General features: G+C 70.1%; 12 protein-coding genes and 2 pseudogenes. 3 read left to right on the forward strand and 11 right to left on the reverse strand.

Annotated elements, in window-relative coordinates; translation table 11 throughout:
• Window positions 1–23 precede the first annotated feature (23 nt).
• From RIU97_RS10305 to RIU97_RS10315, 3 genes are read right to left on the reverse strand one after another with little or no spacing between them, the layout of a single operon-like run.
• Window positions 24–3,452, reverse strand: coding sequence for a signal recognition particle (locus RIU97_RS10305; protein ID WP_404955445.1), 3,429 nt, complete (start codon window positions 3,450–3,452; stop codon window positions 24–26).
• Complete coding sequence (locus tag RIU97_RS10310; RefSeq protein WP_404955447.1) at window positions 3,445–4,608, reverse strand: hypothetical protein; 1,164 nt, start codon at window positions 4,606–4,608, stop codon at window positions 3,445–3,447. The genes RIU97_RS10305 and RIU97_RS10310 overlap by 8 nt, the downstream gene beginning before the upstream one ends.
• Entirely contained in the window at window positions 4,605–6,233 is a 1,629-nt protein-coding gene (locus RIU97_RS10315; protein WP_404955449.1) for a PD-(D/E)XK nuclease family protein, read from the reverse strand. The genes RIU97_RS10310 and RIU97_RS10315 overlap by 4 nt, the downstream gene beginning before the upstream one ends.
• Window positions 6,234–6,469: 236 nt before the next feature.
• Here RIU97_RS10315 and RIU97_RS10320 point away from each other — a divergent pair, with 236 nt between their 5' ends.
• Window positions 6,470–8,602: an N-6 DNA methylase gene (locus RIU97_RS10320; RefSeq protein WP_404955451.1), complete on the forward strand. Its 2,133-nt coding sequence runs from the start codon at window positions 6,470–6,472 to the stop codon at window positions 8,600–8,602.
• 143 nt (window positions 8,603–8,745) lie between these two features.
• A complete protein-coding gene (locus RIU97_RS10325; RefSeq protein WP_404955453.1) occupies window positions 8,746–9,381 on the forward strand; it encodes a hypothetical protein in 636 nt (211 codons plus the stop codon).
• A gap of 82 nt (window positions 9,382–9,463) precedes the next feature.
• On the opposite strand, the pseudogene RIU97_RS10330 reads toward RIU97_RS10325, so the two are convergent.
• A pseudogene (locus tag RIU97_RS10330) lies at window positions 9,464–9,859 on the reverse strand (ATP-dependent DNA helicase); the annotation flags it as partial.
• 97 nt (window positions 9,860–9,956) lie between these two features.
• On the opposite strand from RIU97_RS10330, the gene RIU97_RS10335 reads away from it, so the two are divergent.
• Window positions 9,957–10,433, forward strand: coding sequence for a hypothetical protein (locus RIU97_RS10335; RefSeq protein WP_404955455.1), 477 nt, complete (start codon window positions 9,957–9,959; stop codon window positions 10,431–10,433).
• Window positions 10,434–10,499: 66 nt separating this feature from the next.
• Here RIU97_RS10335 and RIU97_RS10340 read toward each other — a convergent pair whose 3' ends face one another.
• The 7 genes and pseudogenes from RIU97_RS10340 to RIU97_RS10370 form a co-directional block, all read right to left on the reverse strand.
• Window positions 10,500–11,192 (reverse strand): VOC family protein, encoded by a 693-nt coding sequence (locus RIU97_RS10340; protein ID WP_404955457.1) that lies wholly within the window; start codon window positions 11,190–11,192, stop codon window positions 10,500–10,502.
• Window positions 11,193–11,330: 138 nt separating this feature from the next.
• The gene (gene ispG, locus RIU97_RS10345; RefSeq protein ID WP_404955459.1) at window positions 11,331–12,479 is read right to left on the reverse strand and encodes a flavodoxin-dependent (E)-4-hydroxy-3-methylbut-2-enyl-diphosphate synthase; all 1,149 of its coding nucleotides are present in this window, start codon (window positions 12,477–12,479) and stop codon (window positions 11,331–11,333) included.
• A 94-nt stretch (window positions 12,480–12,573) separates the two neighbouring features.
• Window positions 12,574–13,131, reverse strand: a pseudogene (locus RIU97_RS10350) (1-deoxy-D-xylulose-5-phosphate synthase N-terminal domain-containing protein); the annotation flags it as partial.
• Window positions 13,132–13,183: 52 nt separating this feature from the next.
• Window positions 13,184–14,269: a polyprenyl synthetase family protein gene (locus RIU97_RS10355; RefSeq protein WP_404955461.1), complete on the reverse strand. Its 1,086-nt coding sequence runs from the start codon at window positions 14,267–14,269 to the stop codon at window positions 13,184–13,186.
• Complete coding sequence (locus tag RIU97_RS10360) at window positions 14,266–15,270, reverse strand: 4-hydroxy-3-methylbut-2-enyl diphosphate reductase (RefSeq protein ID WP_404955463.1); 1,005 nt, start codon at window positions 15,268–15,270, stop codon at window positions 14,266–14,268. Before RIU97_RS10360 ends, RIU97_RS10355 begins: the two co-directional genes overlap by 4 nt.
• A 70-nt stretch (window positions 15,271–15,340) precedes the next feature.
• Window positions 15,341–16,078, reverse strand: coding sequence for a thioesterase II family protein (locus RIU97_RS10365; RefSeq protein WP_404955465.1), 738 nt, complete (start codon window positions 16,076–16,078; stop codon window positions 15,341–15,343).
• On the reverse strand, window positions 16,075–17,610 hold the full coding sequence (locus RIU97_RS10370; RefSeq protein ID WP_404955466.1) for a benzoate-CoA ligase family protein: 1,536 nt from the start codon (window positions 17,608–17,610) through the stop codon (window positions 16,075–16,077). Before RIU97_RS10370 ends, RIU97_RS10365 begins: the two co-directional genes overlap by 4 nt.
• Between the last annotated feature and the right edge of the window lie 2 nt (window positions 17,611–17,612).

The following is a 17,612-nucleotide window of genomic DNA, read 5'->3' on the forward strand; positions in this document are numbered from 1 at the left end:
CACAGAGGTCGGTTCGGCGTTGGTCAGCCCATGTCGGCGAGCGCCTGGTAGAAGGGCTCGTACAGCTCCTGCACGAGCGACTTGTCGATGGCGGCCAGATCAGAGTCGGGGTCGTCGAGGAAGTAGGGGGCGAGCACCTGACGCATGCTCGCCAGCAGGCTGGTTTCGGGGGTGTCGGTCGCCTGGAAGCCGGCTTCACGCGGCGAGAACGCGGCATCGACGAAGACCACACGGGCAGGCACACCTCCGCGCACCAGACGGCCGATGACCTGCCAGATGACCACCAGTTGGTCCCAGGTGAACGCGGTCTTCTCGTCCTCGCGCAGACTGGACCAGGCCAGGCGCCGGGTCAGCAGGCGGTTCCACTGGCGGCGCGCGCGGCTGCGGAAGGCCACCGCAGCCCGGTCAGGGGTGGCTGCGGCCAGCGCGGCCTGTTTGAACGTCCCGTCGGTGTCCCGGAGCTGGCGCACCGCCCAGTCGTTGATCGCCTGAATGGCGAGAGAGATGTCGTCGGGCCTGGGGTGCGGCCGGGCCAGGAAGTACACGCTGCCGATGGCGGCCTTCCCCCCGCTGAGCACGATGTTGTGCCCGCGTTCCACGGCGAGAAGAGGGGCCACCAACAGGTCACCACCAACCGCGGGGAAGGACCGGACGTCGCCGCGGGGCAAGGTGCGGACCCCGCCATCCTCGGGCATCCGGGTCCAGGCGGTGTCGGAGTCGGCGTCATCGGAGACGAGTTGGGTCACCCGCCCGTTCCACTCGGGGATCTGGTTGAGGTACTCGGCGGCGCGCCGGGCCTCGTCGTAGCTGCCGACGAGCAGCAGGATCCGGCGCCGCTCCGGGTCTTCGATCTCAGCGAGCTCGGTGTCGAGCATGCTGACGGCGTCCGGCAGGCTGCGGTCGGGTACGGCGAGCTGGTGCAGCATGTGGATCAGCGCCTGCGGACGCTCTTCCGGGTCGCAACCGGACAGGCGGAGGGGCTTGGGGTGGGGGCTGTCGGGCCAGTAGAGGAACTCCTTGCGGAACTCGGTGTCGAGCACCGCGCGAATCTCGGAGTCGAGCGGGCGCAGGATCGCACCGACCGGGGCATGCAGGTGGTAGCGGCTGGACGTCCCGGCCCAGCTCGTGGCAGACATCAGCAGGACGTGCGGGCCGGGGCGTCCGTCGACGGCGCACAGGTCGCCCAGCCGCATGAGCAGCTCCCGGCCCACCCCGTTGCAGCGGAAGAAGCGCAACTCGCCGCTTCGGTCGCCGTCTCGCTCGCGCTCGTCGTGCCGGAACTGGAAGCCGAGCACATTGCCCATGGGCGACTCGGGAATCACGGCCTCGTAGTCCTTGGGCGGCCGGCGGGACAGCACATTGGAGGTGACGTCCAGGTTCAGGGCTGCTTCGACCCGGGGCCACAGCGTGGTCATGAAGTCCAGCCGGCTGTGCAGCGCGGCCAGCAGCAGGGTGAACTCGAACCGCCTGACCTGGAGGTCCGGCTGGTCCAGTACGCCGGAGTCCCGGTCGACGACGGCGGCGAGGGTTTCCCGCAGACGTTCCCGGGTCCGGGCACCCTGGGGAGCATGGAGGAGTTCCAGGGCCAGGTGGACGAAGGTGTTGACCACGGGTGTGATTTCGTCCTGCTCGCCGTTGGACTGGTGCTCGTGCAACGGGCCGTCCCGGAAGCGGAGGAGGGCCGTGTCCAGGACGCGGGCGGCCGCCGGGAGTTCCTCGCCCTTGCGCCGTGCGGGGAACCAACTGTCGAGTAGCAGGTTGTGCAAGGTGAAGGCGCTGAAGTAGTCGACGCTGATCCACTTCCTGATCTCGGCATGCTGCACCAGCAGTGCGAAGATCCGGTCCGTAGCTGCGCTGACCGTGTTGACGGCGTTGGTCCAGTCGTCCACGTCCCGAGCGGACAGCTGAAGCCGACCGTCGCGTGCCATCTGCTGGAACTTGTGCACGGCCACCTCGTCGAACCACGAGTTCGGTGACCGTCCCACGAGTGTGCTGGCCGGCGCGAAGGCCGTGTCGAGCTGCATCTGGACCCGGTCCGCCTCGTCGACGATGACCAGGTCGCTCAGTCGGCAGGCGAGTTCGAGATAGCGCAGCTGCTCCTGATGCTGGTGCCGGGGTACCGCGCTGTGTACGAGCCCCGCAGGGGTGGCGACCCAGACCTGGGCGTCGACCAGGTCGCGGGCGGCCCGGTGGCGTGGGCATCGGTTCCACAGTGGGCACAAGCGCCGCTGCGGAGTCGGCCGGCTCCGGCGCGGGCCCGGATCCCCGTCAAGTGACGGGTCTCCCTCGTCCTCGGCCTGTTCGGGAACCGTGTAGAGGCCGAGACAGGGCGCCTCCCGGATGCCGAGCGGCCGCCGCGCCTCCAGTCCGCGCAGCACGTCCACTGGGCAGGCGCTGCTGAGGTGGGCGAACCCGGAATGTTCGTGTCCGAGCATGGTGGCGGCCCCCGCGGTGGCCGTCCGGCGGTGGAGGCGGCTGATGTTCCGCTCCCGGGTCGAGTGTCCGAGTACGGGAGCGGCTCTGATGCCCAGGCGGTCGAACTGCTCGACCACGGCCAGGGTCTCGGCGACGTCCCCCACGACGATGGTGACCCGGAGACCGGGCGGCTGGCTCACCACATGGAACGTGAGGATGTCGCGGATGGTCGACTTGCCGGCGCCGACCATGCCGACCATGTGTAGCAGCCGGTCGATCCGCAGCCTCCCCTGTTCGACGAACCGCCCGAGATCGTCGTCGCGTACGAGCAGCCTGACGCGGCGCAGTCGCCGCGCCCAGCCGCTACGCGGACCGTCCGGGGCGAGCGCTTCGATGGCGTCCATGGCCATGGCCGCCTTCTCCAGGTCCTCCCATGTCACCTCGACGGGGCTGCCCCTTCCCGCCGTGGGAGCGTCGAGTGCGTGGGATCTGGGCAAGGTGTCCGTCAGCAGGTCCGCGGTGAACTCGACGGAGTGGATGCGGTCCTGGACCCGGAAGGTGTACTCCCCGGCAGCGGCGGACGCGACTTCCTGGGTCGCGAACTCGGGTGCGCTGGTGAGCAGTTCCTCGAAGATTTGGAATCGCTGGGCGGCCCGGGCCGGAGGGCGGCGGCGTGGCCGGCTCTCCAGGCTGTCCAGGTCGTATCCGCGAAGCTGCTGGGGCACCGACATGTATGCGGTGACCTGCTCTCTCCAGGCCCGCCCCCGCCTCAGATCCCACAGGTAGTGCCGGGCCCGGAGGATGCGCAAACGCTGCTCGTCAGTGTGGACATCGCCAAAGGCCTCGCTGTACGGGTAGCCGCCGAGCAGCGGCCACGTGTCCGCGGCCGTGCGGCTGGGCATGGCGCTCTCCAGCAGGTAGAGGCCGAGCTCGACGTCGAGCAGATCTCCGGGCCGGAAGGCCCCCAGGGTCTGGGGCCAGGCTTCAGCCAGCTGCCGAGGTGAGCAGCGCCGGTGCCATCCACTGCGGTCACGCATGCCGGCCTCCATCGCGTGTGTGTTTCGTTCCGGGCAGTTCGTCGGCGACCCGCCGCAGGAAGGTTCGGTCGTCCAGCAGGGTCACGCGTTCGACCAGGTCCTCGGGAAGGTTGCGCAGGAACTGGCGCCCGTACGCCTCGTTCTCCTGGAGGCGGTAGCGCGGTACGACGAGAAAGGCCCGCTCATAGGGCGGTTCGGTGCGGAACGGGGTGAGCGTGCGGGCGAGCAGGACCGGGTTGGCCCAGTCCTTGACGTCCACTGCCCAGTGCCGGCCGCCGGGCAACGCCACGCGGAGGTCGTAGGCGTCGTAGTTGGGCCACATCTCGGCTCGGATTCCGAACTTCGCCAGCAGCGCTGACTCCAGCTCGGTCTCGGCGAGCCCCGGGCTGGTGATGAACATCCTCAAGGGGCGGCTGAGCTGGAAGACGCCTCCCCGCTCCGCCCGGAGCGCCTTGCCGGGGCCACTGGCCCGCCCGTCCCGGCGGCAGCGGTCGAGCTCGCACCGGTGCCCGCCCCGCAGAAGTGGCACCATCAGGCAGCCGCACCGCTCGCACTGGCTGTAGGCACCCTCCCGCAGATAGGAGGCGGGCGCCGGCTCGTAGCAGCGCTTGATGACCTGCTGAAGCAGCATCCCGCATGCGGGGTCGCCGCCAAGCAGAGCGAGCTCGACGCCCGTCAGGACGGGCTTGGTGGTGAGCAGCTTGCGGAACGCGGTGTATGCATGAGGCGCGTTCGCCGCGCGGCAGACCGCCAGTGCCTCCAGGATCCGATCGTTTTCGAACAACTCCGCTGCGGGGTCGGCCGCGCTGACCTCCCATTCCAGGCAGAGCTGGTGGGGCAGCCGCGTCTCGGGGTCGACCAGCCGGGTGTCACCGGTGCGCAGTTCCTCGGGGAGGGCGAGTGGCCACCGCCCCAGCGGGCGTTCGGCAGCCCATCGAGCCATGTCCGGCACGCTCCCCGGTGGTTCCACGCCCACTCGAAGGCAGTGCAGGACCAAGCGGTTGTAGGCGTTCTGCACGTTGGCCGGATAGACCGGGTTCGGGACCGTGCGCAGCCGCGAGAGCATGAGCAGCGCGCCGGCGACCAGGCGCAGCAGGTTCTCGTCCGGCGCGGCGGAAGCACCACCAGACCGTTCGGACAGGCTCGCGGTTGTCATTCGCCCCCCGTCTCAGGCTCGTGTGCCAGGGTGTTGCTGGGACACCACCGGGATACCGGACACCACTGACAGTGGCGGCCCGGGCGGGCCTCGTAGGTCTCGTCCTCGCGCCACGGACCGGCGTACTTGCGCAGTACGGCCATGGCCTTTGCCTGCCGATCGGGGTCAGTGGGGTCGATGACGTACGGGTGAGAGCCGCTCGGGCGCAGGACCTCGACCTCCACCCGAGAGCCTGCGGGATCACCACCGAAGGCTCCGCGGGCAAGCAGCACGACGGCCAGCGCAAGCTGGGGGTACTCGTCCAGAGGGTCGTCGTGGTACCAACGCGCCTTCCGGGTGGTCTTCAGTTCGTGCCACACCCAGGAGCCGTCTTCCCGGTACAGCAGGTCGGGTTTGGCGATGACGACCGCCTGCGCGGCGGTGTCGTGTACGACCCGCAGCGGTTCCGTTTCGACTTGATCGATGAGGGCGGCGTCGTGGAACGGGCAGGCGCTCACGTGGTGGAGCAGCATCAGCCGGCCGGTCTCGGCCTCCTCGTCGGACACCTGCCATCGGCCACTCGTCCAGTTCTCGCCCTCGGCGGGCATGTCGGCGACCGCGCAGGCCGGCCACCCGTCCCGCTGGTGCAGATGCTCGATCCAGGTGTGCACTGCCTGGCCGAGCTTGGCCGCACTGCTGTACTCGTCGTCCTTGGGCAGATGCAGCCCGCGCAGAAGCTCCTGTGCCGGGCATTCCCGGTGGTATCGCAGATCACTGACGGACACCTTGCGTTGCGGGCGTGCCTGTGAGGGCAGCCCCAGCACGCCAGGGGTGCGAGGCACCGCGGCGCACCCCGTGAACTGCTTGCAGTCGATGCACGAGGAGCCGGGCACCGGGTCTCCGCCCGTCACGACACGGGTGACGTGTGGGTGGCCGTGTTCGGCGTAGTAGGCCTCTGCTTCCCGGACGGTGCCGTCGAACTCCACGGTGTGCCGCCCGTCGTCCAGCCCCACTTCGACGACTCGGACACGCGCCGGTCCACTTCCCGGACCGTACGGCTGGAATTTATTCCTCCACTTTCGCGGCCAGGGGGCGCTGCGGCCGCACGCCGCTACATACGCCGCGATGGCGATCTCACCGGGAGTGGAGCCCTTCGTGGTGCCGTGACGCAGCCGCCGGAACTCCCGGGTGAGCCCGTCGGCGGATTCGTATCGGCGCCACCAGGCATACATCTCCCAGAACTTGCCGTTCTCACGTTGCACCACCCAATAGGGGCGCACGGGCCGCAGCCTGGCCGACTCACCGCCCAAGTCGCCATGACCGAGGTACGTGCGCACCGCATGCTCGGCATAACGACGGTGCCCAGGGTGCAGCGCGGGAGTGCGAGAGACAAGCGCGGCGAGCGCTGCCTCGGGAGGGTCCCCCTCGAACTCGACCCGGTCGATGACCTCCATGACCGGGCCGAGGGTGAAGGTCTCCAGCGCGGGCTTGGGAAGCTGCGACCGATGGGCAGGGAAGAGCGCCGGGCGCGCCTTCGCCGCCGCGTGGGACGGGCAGGTGCGCTCTTCGTCCCCACCCGTTCCCGGTCCGATTCGCAGCAATCCGTCATCCCCGGTCAGCCAGGCCGGCTTCTGCCACACACCCATGAGCCCTCCCCTGCGCATCCGCCAGACATCCGTGCACATCAACCAGGAAAACAAGTGTTGTGGATATAGTCAACCAAATTCGATGTTCACAGTCACAAGCTTCTGTGTACTTGGCTGCTCACCGCCTGCCGCGTAGAGTCCGGCTGAGGCGCAGGCATGCGTACAGTCCCCCACGTACGGACAGGTCGTGCCCCTCACAGGGCGGACGGCCAAGAACTTCGAGGAGGGGAGGCACCATGTCCAGCAACCGCGTGGAGGTCACTTCGGCGGACATCGCCCGGATCACAGGTGTTCGCCCCACCGCTGTCAGTAACTGGCGCCGCCGCCACGAGGACTTCCCCCAACCCGTCGGCGGCACGGAACGCAGCCCACGCTTCGACCTCGCGGAGGTCGAAGCGTGGCTGCGACGGGAAGGGAAGACGCCGGAGATCCCGCCCGCCCAGCGGCTGTGGCAGGCTCTGGGCTCGCTGGGGGACGCCATGCCCCTGGACGACGCCGTGGGCATGGCAGGAACGCTCCTCCTCCATCTCCATGAACATCCCGGCACCACGGTCCCCTCGACCGCCTCCGGCTGCGGCCGACTCATGCAGGCGGCCGACCAAACGCTGGCCCTCGCCCGCGGCGCCCGCGCCGGTGTCACGGCTCTCCTGGCCCACTCTCCCGGGCGCGAATTCGGCCCGCGCCAGATCCAGTTGCTCGGTGCCGCTGCCGACGCCGCCGACGCGGACGGTCCGGCAGCCGCGTTCGAAGAGCTCTGCACCCGGTACCTGTCAGGCGGCCCCAGGGCCGGTTTCAACCCGACCCCTCCGGCCCTGGCCTCCCTCATGGTCGCCCTTGCCGGGCCTACCCACGGCACGTTGCTCGATCCCGCCTGCGGCAGCGGCACGATCATGCTCGCCGCGGCTCATGCCGGTTTCACCCGCCTCCACGGCCAAGAGCAGAACCCCTCACTCTCGAGGCTCGCCGCCCTACGCCTGGCCTTCCGTGCGGCGGTGTCCGGCGGCCCGACGGTCGTGTACGACGTACACGCCGAGGACTTCCTGCGGCATCCGGCCTATCCGCGCCGCGCCTCCGCCGTCGTCTGCAATCCGCCCTTCGCCGACCGCGCTTGGGGCTACGAGGACTTGGCCGACTCTCCTGTGTGGGAGTACGGCGTGCCGCCCCGCGGCGAATCAGAACTGGCCTGGGCCCAGCAGGCCCTGGCCCACGCTCTGCCCGGCGCCCCAGTCGTCCTGCTCATGCCACCGGCCGCTGCGGTACGCCCCTCCGGACGCCGCATTCGCGCCGCGCTGCTCCAGCGTGGCGCGCTGCGCGCCGTCATCTCACTGCCGCCGGGCTTCGCCGCCCACTACGCCCTCCCCCTGCAGATTTGGGTGCTGCGCCGTCCGGAGGCCTCTGCCCCTTCCCCCGGGGAACGGGCTGGCATCGACCACTTGCTGGTGGTCGACGCCAGCGAGGTCACCGAGCCCCTCCCCGTGGTGACGGAGATCTGGTCCGACTACCAGGCAGCTCCAGAGTCCTTCGCCCCCCGCGCCGGCATGGCCCGTACGGTCCCACTGATCGAGCTGCTCCACGACGCTGACGTCACTCCCCGCCGCCATCTTCCGCAGGCCGAGCCCGGCAGGATGCCCCAGGAGGCGCTGGTAGCCACCCGTTCAGCGTTCGAGGTTGCCTCATCCGCTCTACCCGCACGCGTGCCCCCGCTGCCGCTGGCCCCCGAGCTGTCCACGGACGAGCAGCCGGCAGCGCGAACGGTCGCCCTCGCAGACCTCATCAAGAGCGGCGCGATCGTCCACCATCGCCCGGGCCCGCCGAGCGGCTCCGACGAGGTACCCTCCGAGCCGGGCGAAGCCCGTTACCTGCTGGTCCGGGACATCACCTCGGGCCGCCCGGCTTCCGGCGTCGGACCAGCCCCGGAGGAGCCATTGCTGTACCCGCTCATCCGGGCGGGCGACGTCCTCCTCCCCACGCTGGCGCGCGAGGTCGTCGCACGGGTCGCCACAGGAGAGGACATCGGGACGTACGCGGGCCCCGGTGTTCACCATCTTCGGGTCACCGACCCCGAGCTGCTCGACCCGTGGTATCTCGCCGGCTTCTTGTCCAGCGCCGAGGGCGGCCGGCAGGCGGCCTCCGTGACAAGCACCCAAAGCACCCGTACCCGGGTTGATCCGCGTCGGGTACGGATTCCGCTGCCGCCGATCGACCGGCAACGCGCGTACGGCCATGCCTTCCGCTCCATCGCGGAATTCACCACAGCCGTACGCGCCGTCCACGACCTTGGAATTGGTCTGGCACGTGACCTGACAGAAACCGTCGCGGCAGACCTGCGCGCGTCATTGGCCGACAGCCAGCCCGCCGCGCATCGCTAGGAACCTGCGCCCGCGGCCACACCCAAGGCCCCAGTCTCGCTAGGCAAGCGCTGCTGCTGGTCCGTGCAGGACAGGTCAGAGGCATTTCACGAGGACCGACAGGCGTCGTCGCGGATCGGCTCCAGGATCGCCACGCACTCCACGTGGTGGAGGAGCTGCGCACCAGGGACGTCGCGGTGGTCTCGGAGGAGTACGCGGACTGGGCAGAGCAGTTGCTCGCGTGGGAGGACCTACAGGACAAGCTCGCCGACTACCTGGTGGAAATCGGGCTGTGCGAGGAGGGCGAGACCGGCGGCTTCGATGCCGCGTCCTTCCGCCGGCAGCTGGAGGACAAGCTGCGGTCCGCCGCCGCGGCGGCGGACGCCGGGTATCCCGACAACGAGGGTCTGGTCATCGACCCGGAAACCGGCATCCCCCCACTCAAGGCACACCGCTCCGAGGGGCAGCGGCCCTCCGCGAAGCGGCTGGAGCAGGAGGCCAAGGCCCGGATGCCGGAGCACGCCCTGATGGGGATCGTGGCCCGCACCGCGTTCTGGGTGGAATGGTGGCGACGCTTCGGCCCACCCTCGGGCAACGACCCGAAACTTGACGATCCGTTCGGCCGCTACGTGCTCACCACCTTCGTCAAAGGGCACCAACATGGGCCCGTACGAGGCGGCCGAGCACATTCCCGGGGTGTCCGGGCACGAGCTGTCGTACGTGGAGAACCGGCCCTTCTCTATCGCGCTGCTGAACGAGGCCGTCGCCGACCCGGCCAACGCGCACGCCACGAGCGGTGAGGCGGCGAGCAGCCCCGTGCGCGCGGGCCGGTGTCTGTACCGCGCCGGGTGCGCCCGCGGCGGCGACGCGGGCGCCGAGTCGTCAGGCGGGCTGGACGGTGATCGTGCAGAGGCGCTTGGTGACCCGGGTCAGGACTACGTACAAGTCCCTTTCCCCGCCGGGGCGGCCCGTGATGATTTCCTCGGGGTGCATGACGACGACCCCGTCGAATTCCAGGCCGCGTGCTTCGGACGCCGGCACGATGCGTGCGTGGTGAGCGATGCCCTGGGCCGTCAGCTCGCTCACCCTGGTGTCCGCGCAGAGCACTCCCAGAAGCTCGCCCGGGTGCGCGGTGCTCTGGGCGCGGAGTTCCTGAACGACGGCGGTGACCAACCCGTCCGGAGGTGTGGACACGGTGCGAGGGCTCTCACCGCTTCGCAGTGACCGTGTGGGCTTCTGGTCCGGAGCGATCCGCGTGAGCAGGTCCCGGACGCTCTCCGCGGCGCCATCCGTACCGCCGTCGCGGACCTCCTGCCCGAGTACACGTCCGTCGATCCGGGCGCCCCGGCCCCGGAACTGGCGGTCGCCCCTCGACATGCCGGGCAAGGTCGCCGACTTCCTCCGCACCGCCGAACTGGAGCCCGCCGAGCGCGCCACACTCGACCAGGGGATCACCGTACGACGCGGCCAGGGCTACACCCTGCGCGTCACTGCCGTCCTCGCGGTCCACCTGCAACTCCTCGACCTCTGCCAGGTCCTCGACGGCACCGCGGCGCTCCCGGCCCAGCGCAAGGCCCGCCGCGAGTACGAGAACCGCGTCAACGCACTCCGGCTGCCAGCCTGCATTGGCGGCTTTTGGGCGCACCTCGGCGCTAGCCCAGGTGCGGCCAACATGGCGATTGCGGGCCTCAAGCCGGCCAGACAGGCGGAAAGCATGGCTTCCGCCGGCCTCGGCAGCATTGCCTCTGAAGCATTCCCTCTGCGAACTGGAAGACAGAGCCGGTCGGCCGCTCCTGCCGTGCGACTCATCCAGGACGTCGGCATCACGTCCTCGCGAAGCCGGATCCGGTGATCATTGACTCGCGGACCCGGCGCCGCCACGATCAGCGACCTGCCGGGCGCCGCCACGGTGGGTGGTTCAGCCGAAGGTGACGGGGCCGGTGGGGCCGTCCACGGTGAAGGCCAGCCGGCGCGGGCCCGTCGTCACGGCAGCCCTCACGCCGAGCGCCCGTAGTCGCGAGCTGACCTCCGGGGCATCGGGCGCTCTCATGACGAGGCCGGTCAGGGTGACCTCGGGCAGGGCGGCCCGGGTGGGGTGCCATGAACTCCCCCAGTCGATCAGGAAAGGCACCAGCCCTGAGGGGTGCCCGGCATCGACGTCCGTCAGCCGCCAAGTCAGCCGCGTCCCGTCCGCCGCCGCCCTGCTCATCGTCAGGATCCTCCCCGGATCATAACCGCGCTCGCAGAACGCCTTCACCCTCACGTCGAAGTCAGCCGGGCGGAGCACCCAGGTCGCCACCGCCGGTGTCGTGAGGCGGTCGATGCCGAACGGGCGCGGCTGCGCCGGGGCGGGCTGTTCGGGGTCCGGTCCGATGAATTCCAGGTAGGAGCGGTCTCCCAGGGCCACCAGACAGTTGCGCGTCCCACGGCCGGGATGCGAGCCGCCTGCCACCGGGCGCACCCCCGTCAGGTCGGTGAATCCGCCGACGGTCTCCTCGAGGCGTGGCGTCGCGTACACGATGTGGTCGAGTTCTTCCGGAATCGCCGTCACCACGCGGACGGGGCGACGGGCCTTCTCGTCCTCGTGGAAATCTTCTGCCGGCTGTGTCATGTGTCCGTCTCGCTGCGGGGAAGGGCGGGCAGGGAAGGTCTCTCGTGTGCAGGGCCTCAGAGGACTGCCGTCCACCGGCCCGTTCGCCGTACCGCGCCGGAGTGTGCCCTCGCGGCAGCGCCGAGCCTGGAGGCGGGGTCAGCCCGCAGCGACCACCTCCGGCTTCCCACTGCCGAGGTCGTTCTCCTCGGCAAGGCGCAGTGCCTCCTCGATCAGGGTCTCCACGATCTTCGACTCGGGAACGGTCTTGATGACCTGGCCCTTCACGAAGATCTGGCCCTTGCCGTTGCCGGACGCCACACCGAGATCGGCTTCGCGGGCCTCACCCGGACCGTTGACGACACAGCCCATCACCGCCACCCGCAGCGGAACCTCCATTCCCTCAAGGCCGGCGGTCACCTGCTCGGCGAGCTCGTACACGTCCACCTGGGCACGACCGCAGGACGGGCAGGAGACGATGTCCAGCTTGCGCGGGCGGAGGTTCAGGGACTGCAGGATCTGCGTACCGACCTTGACCTCCTCGGTGGGCGGCGCCGACAGCGAGACCCGGATGGTGTCGCCGATGCCCTGCCGCAGCAGCGCGCCGAAGGCCACGGCGGACTTGATGGTGCCCTGGAACGCCGGGCCCGCCTCGGTGACGCCCAGATGCGGCGGGTAGTCGCAGGACTCTGCGAGCAGTTCGTAGGCGCGCACCATGACGACCGGGTCGTTGTGCTTCACCGAGATCTTGATGTCGTGGAAGTCGTGCTCGGCGAACAGGCCCGCTTCCCACAGCGCCGACTCCACCAGCGCCTCGGGCGTGGCCTTGCCGTACTTGGCGTACAACCGGGCGTCCAGCGAACCCGCGTTGACCCCGATGCGGATGGGCGTGCCGTGGTCCTTGGCCGCCGCGGCGATGTCCTTGACCTTGTCGTCGAACCTCCTGATGTTGCCCGGATTCACCCGGACCGCGGCGCATCCGGCCTCGATGGCCGCGAAAACGTACCGCGGCTGGAAGTGGATGTCGGCGATCACCGGGATCTGCGACTTACGCGCGATCTCGGGCAGGGCGTCGGCATCGTCCTGGGAGGGGCACGCCACCCGCACGATGTCGCACCCGGCGGCCGTGAGCTGCGCTATCTGCTGGAGCGTGGCGTTGACGTCACTGGTCAAGGTGGTGGTCATGGACTCTACGGCGACCGGCGACTCGCTGCCCACACCCACCTTGCCGACTTTCAGTTGGCGGGTTGTGCGGCGCGCAGAGAGCGTCGGGGCGGGCGCCTGGGGCATTCCGAGCGCGACCGGCATCGTGTTTCCTCTCAAGGCTCCTCTTACGCTGTTCGGTCGGTCTGCGGCTCGGACCCCGCCGCCAGGGGGTGGGGCTGCGGCGGCTGTTCGGCCATCCGGGCCAGGTCTTCGACGAGGACGCGGGAGACGTGCTGGGCGGTGAGCCCAATGGTCGGTCCGTGGCCGCGGCGATGTTGTTCAGCGCCTCCCACGCCATGCCTCCGGTCAGCGCGCCGCCGCCGATCACCGCGACGACGGCGCGGTCGGTCCTGCCCTGGATCCGGTACGCCTTGGCGAGGCCGTCGGCGTAGGACAGGGCGGTCGAGGCGTGGCTGTTCTCGATGACGTCGTGCTCGGACTCCGCACGGGAGGTGTAGCCCGACATGCCGCCGGTCTGCCGCAGGGTGTCGAACATGCCGGCCCGGCCGGTGAGGATCTTGTGGACGTAGGTCTGGTGACCGGTGTCCCACAGGATGCGGTCGCGCGGGGAGTCGAAGACCCGGTGCAGGGCGATCGACAGCTCGACCACGCCGAGGTTGGACCCGAGGTGGCCGCCGGTTCGCGAGACCTTCTCCACCAGGAGTTCCCTGGCCTCCCCGGCGAGCCGCTCCGCCTCGGCCGGGGACAGGGACCTCACGTCGCCGGGCCCCTGAAGGGTGTCGAGGTAAGACATGAGGGGTGCGTCCTTCTCCGTCGTGTGGTGTGCGTCCATCGGATGCCGGGGTTCACCGGGACCGGTAGGCGACCTCGTACGCCATCGCCGACAGCTCCTGCCGCCAAGCGTCGTCCAGGGGTGCGCGCTCCAGCGCGTCGAGCGCTTCAGCTACCAGCCGGTCTATGCGCGACTCGACTTCGGCCCGCACCCCGCTGTCGATCAGCAGGGAACGCAGCTCGTCGGCGTCCGCCCGGTCGATGCCGCCGCTCCTGGGCAGCACCAGGGCACGTACCCGCTCGTCGCGCTGGATGGCGAGGGCCAGCAGCAGGGTCATCTTGTGCTGTTCGAAGTCCAGCCCGGTGGGCTTGCCGGACATCTCGCCGTCACCGAAGGCGTCGATGAGGTCGTCGCGGAGCTGGAAGGCCTCGCCGAGGGCACGCCCATAGGCCTCGAAGCTCGCTCCCAGGTCCGTGCGGCCCGCGAGCAGCGCCCCGATGTGGAGCGGGCGGTGGATGGAGTACCGGCCGGATTTGCACACCGCGACCCAGCGGGACATCTCGGGGTCGGCGTTGTACTCCGCCGCGACCGACACGTCCAGGAACTGGCCCACGATCATCTCGGAGCAGAGGACGGCCCACTCCTCGCGCACCGGTGCGCAGGCCCCGGCCACCAGTCGGTCGGCGTAGACCAGGGCCAGGTCGCCCGCGAGGATGGCGGCGTTCTCCCCGAAGCGCTCGGAGGCACCTCGCCAGCCGGCGGCACTGTGCTTGCGGGCCTGCGCGACGTGCAGCGCCGGACGGCCACGACGGGTGTCGGCCGCGTCGATGACATCGTCGTGGATGAGGGCGAATACGTGCAGCATCTCCAGCGCGGCGGCCAGATCCGCGAGTCCGGGCGCGTCGGCGCTGCCGCCGCCGGCGAGGAAACCGGAGACGCAGAAGGCCGGCCGCAGCCGCTTGCCTCCCGCCGCGACCAGGTCGGCGATTCCGTCGATGAGCGAAAGAGCCTGCGGGGCGTCGCCCTTCCAGCGGGCCCGCTCGTCCTCCAGCAGGGTGGTGACGACCTGCTCGACGTCCTTGAGGACCGCGTCGCGCGCCGCGCGCAGGGTGGGTACCGCCTCGACGGTACGCGGTGAGGTGCCAACTGTGGTGGTCATTGCGTCTCCTCGGCCAAAGGGGTGCTCGGAATCCGCCCGGTGACTGGGTCCGCCAGCCGGGCGGGCATTGCGAAGACGACGTCTTCGGTGACTCCGCGGGCCACCTCGACGTTGTCGTAACCCAGCTCCGCCAGCTTCTCCACGAGGTCGCGAACGAGGAGTTCGGGTGCGCTGGCCCCGGAGCTGAGGCCGACGGACGAGATGCCCTCCAGCCAGCTCTCGTCCAGGTGCCTCACGTCGGGAACGAGGTGGGACCGGGCGCCGTGGTGGCGGGCCACCTCGACCATGCGCATCGAATTGCTGGAGTTGAGGGAGCCGACGATCAGCACCAGTTCGTTGGCGCGGGCCAGCTCCTTGACCGCGTTCTGACGGTTCTGGCTGGCGTAGCAGATGTCGTCGCCGTGCGGGCCGGCGATATGGGGGAACCTGCGCTTGAGCGCGTCCACGACCCGGGCGGTCTCGTCGAGTGACAGGGTGGTCTGGGTCAGATAGGCCACGGGGGTGTCGTCCGCCAGTTCCAGCAGGGCGACGTCCTCCGCGGTCTCGACGATCAGCGTCCGCTCGGGAGCCTCGCCGTACGTGCCCTCGACCTCCTCGTGGTCGGGGTGGCCGACCAGCAGGATGGTGAAGCCGTCCCTGGCGTAACGCACGGCTTCCTGGTGCACCTTGGCGACCAGGGGGCAGGTGGCGTCGATCACCTCCAGCCGGCGGACCGCCGCCGCGCCGCGTACCGCAGGTGAGACACCATGGGCGGAGAACACGCACACCGCTCCCTCGGGCACCTCCTCCTCGGTGTCGACGAAGACCGCGCCGCGCTTGGTCAGTTCACCGACGACATGGTGGTTGTGCACGATCTCCTTGCGCACGTAGACGGGCGCACCGTAAAGGTCCAGAGCCCGCTCCACGATGCCGATGGCCCGGCGTACCCCGGCGCAGAAGCCTCGCGGCTCGGCCAGGACGATCCGTTTGGGCCGGGTCTCTTGCTCAAGCGTTGCCTGCAATTGCTTAGATCCCATCAAGAACTCCTGCCGGGACTGCCGGGGGCGTGCACGAAGTGCCGGTTTCGCACACTCACATGGCCCGTGCGACCTCATTCCCGGCCGTGAGCGCGGCGCTGATGTCGCGCAGGGCGGCGGCGGTGTCCGCCGGCCGCTCGATCGCGTACATGTGGCCGCCCTCCACCAGCCGGGTGGACAACGGACCCAGGCGTTCCGCCAACTGCGCCAGAGCGGCGGGCGGGCAGGCCAGGTCATCGGTGCCGCCGAGCAGGTGGACCGGCACGCCCGAGGAGGCGGGCTGCCAGCCCCGCCGGCCCAGGACCGCGAGGTCCTCGCGCAGATCGGGCAGCAGAAACCGCAGGACCAGGTCGTCGGAGGCCCCCAGATCGGGGAGGATGCCCGATCTGGTCGTTGCCGCGAGCAGCGCCCTGTCGTCCAGGCTGAGGAGTTCGCCGGTGTCCGTCTCCGGCACGGGGGGTGCGGACAGCACCACGTGCAGGTCCTCGGGCCATTCCCTGGAGCGCAGTTGGACCATGCGGTGCGCGACAGCGGCGCCCAGACTGTGCCCGAACACGATTCCCGGGCCGCGCAGGTCCGCCGCCAGCAGGCCGAGGTAGAAGTGCGCCAGTGCGTCGAGCCCGCGCTCGCCGCCGGCGAAGCCCGAAGGGGGCTGCACGCCGATGACGTTCCAGTCGGGGGTGTACCTGGCCAGCCGGACGAAGGACCGCGCCGAACCGCCCGCGAACGGCAGACAGATCAGGTTGAAGGCATGGCCCTCTTTCAGCACCACTCGCTCGGGTCCGGCCCTCATGGCTGTCGTTCCATTTCTCGCTCGCGGCTCAGGTAGCGGGCCGTCTTTCCCGTGGAGGTTGTGGGAATCCGGTCCACCAGGCGGACGGTTCTCGGTCGTTTGTAGGGGGGCAGCGCCTGCCTCAGCGCGGCCAGCACCTGCCCCCGCAGCTCGTCACCCGCACCGGCGGCGGGGACGATGTGGGCGACGATGCGGGTGACGTCGTCCTCGTCGGGCACTCCGATCACCGTGCACTGGTCGACGCCGGGCACCGCGTGGATCGCGTCCTCGATCTCCGTCGGGATGATCTTCATGCCACCGACGTTGAGGATGCTGTCGTTGCGTCCCAGGTAGATCCAGCCCCGCTCGGCGTCCAGCACCATGGTGTCGTTCGTGTAGACCCAGCCGTCGCGGAAGGTCTCGCTGCTGAGCCCGGGCCGGCCCCAGTAGTGGTCGCCCACGCTGGCGCCGCGTACCCGGAGGTGCCCGGTCTCACCGACGCCGAGTACCCGGCCCTCGTCGTCGACCACTTCTGCCTCGAAGCCCGGCACGGGAATGCCGGTGGTACCGGGCGCGGAGACTCCGGGTTCGGTCGCCATGAAGATGTGCAGGCACTCAGTGGCCCCCAGGCCGTTGATCACCGTCAGGCCGAACTCCTCGGCCAGCCGGTTGCCGAGGTTCGCCCCCAGGTGTTCACCGGCCGAGACGGCCAGCCGTACGGAAGAGAAGTCCAGCCGCTCGGCGGCGCCCGGCGTGGCAAGCAGCGCGGCGTAGAGCGTCGGCACGCCGAACAGGAGCGTCGGGCGGGTCCTGCTCAGCAGGTTGCCCACGGCAGGCGGATCGGCCCGGCCGCCGAACAGCACCACGCTGGCCCCGACCGAGAAGGGCAGCAGCAGCGAATTGCCGAAGCCGTAGCCGAAGGCCAGCTTGGCGGTGGACAGGAAGCGGTCCTCCCGCGTGATGCCCAGCCGGCTGCCCAGCCCCTGGGGGAATGCCAGCAGGCCGCGGTGGAGGTGGACGACCCCCTTGGGGCGGCCCGTGCTGCCGGACGTGTACTGGATGAGTGCGGGATCCTCCCCCGCGCGCCCCACCACCTCTTCCAGGGGCGCTGCCCGCCGTACCTCCTCGGTCAGGCAGCGGACCGGGGCGGCGGCGGGGCCGCGGCTCCACAGGACCGTGCCGGGAAAGCGCTCGGCGAGGTCGCGTGCCGGCTCGCCCCCGATCGTCTCCGCCACAAGCGCGCGGGCACCGCTGTCGGCGATCACGTACCGCTGTTCGTCGGTGGTCAGCAGGGTGCTCACCGGCACGGGAACGGCACCCACCCGCATGGCGGCGAGGATGATCGCGACGGCGTCGGCACCGTCGTTCAGCACGGTCACGATGCGATCGCCCGGGACGATGCCGGCCTCCGTGAGCGTCCGGGCCGTCCGGCACACCAGCTCGCGCAGCTGGCGATACGTCAGTTCGCCTTCGTCACCGACGATGCAGAGGGCATCGGCCGTGTCCAGGGTCAGGTGCCGGTCCAGGTACCACCAGGCGGCGTTGGTCTGCACGT

It is taken from the genome of Streptomyces sp. 147326, assembly GCF_045000215.1.
Taxonomy (GTDB): Bacteria; Actinomycetota; Actinomycetes; order Streptomycetales; family Streptomycetaceae; genus Streptomyces.

Bases quoted from the DNA above. Each gene is read 5' to 3' on its own strand.
- RIU97_RS10305 (WP_404955445.1), bottom strand. From the start codon at position 3,452: ATGCGTGACCGCAGTGGATGGCACCGGCGCTGCTCACCTCGGCAGCTG.
- RIU97_RS10310 (WP_404955447.1), bottom strand. From the start codon at position 4,608: ATGACAACCGCGAGCCTGTCCGAACGGTCTGGTGGTGCTTCCGCCGCG.
- RIU97_RS10315 (WP_404955449.1), bottom strand. From the start codon at position 6,233: ATGGGTGTGTGGCAGAAGCCGGCCTGGCTGACCGGGGATGACGGATTG.
- RIU97_RS10320 (WP_404955451.1), top strand. From the start codon at position 6,470: ATGTCCAGCAACCGCGTGGAGGTCACTTCGGCGGACATCGCCCGGATC.
- RIU97_RS10335 (WP_404955455.1), top strand. From the start codon at position 9,957: ATGCCGGGCAAGGTCGCCGACTTCCTCCGCACCGCCGAACTGGAGCCC.
- RIU97_RS10340 (WP_404955457.1), bottom strand. From the start codon at position 11,192: ATGACACAGCCGGCAGAAGATTTCCACGAGGACGAGAAGGCCCGTCGC.
- ispG (WP_404955459.1), bottom strand. From the start codon at position 12,479: ATGCCGGTCGCGCTCGGAATGCCCCAGGCGCCCGCCCCGACGCTCTCT.
- RIU97_RS10355 (WP_404955461.1), bottom strand. From the start codon at position 14,269: ATGACCACCACAGTTGGCACCTCACCGCGTACCGTCGAGGCGGTACCC.
- RIU97_RS10365 (WP_404955465.1), bottom strand. From the start codon at position 16,078: ATGAGGGCCGGACCCGAGCGAGTGGTGCTGAAAGAGGGCCATGCCTTC.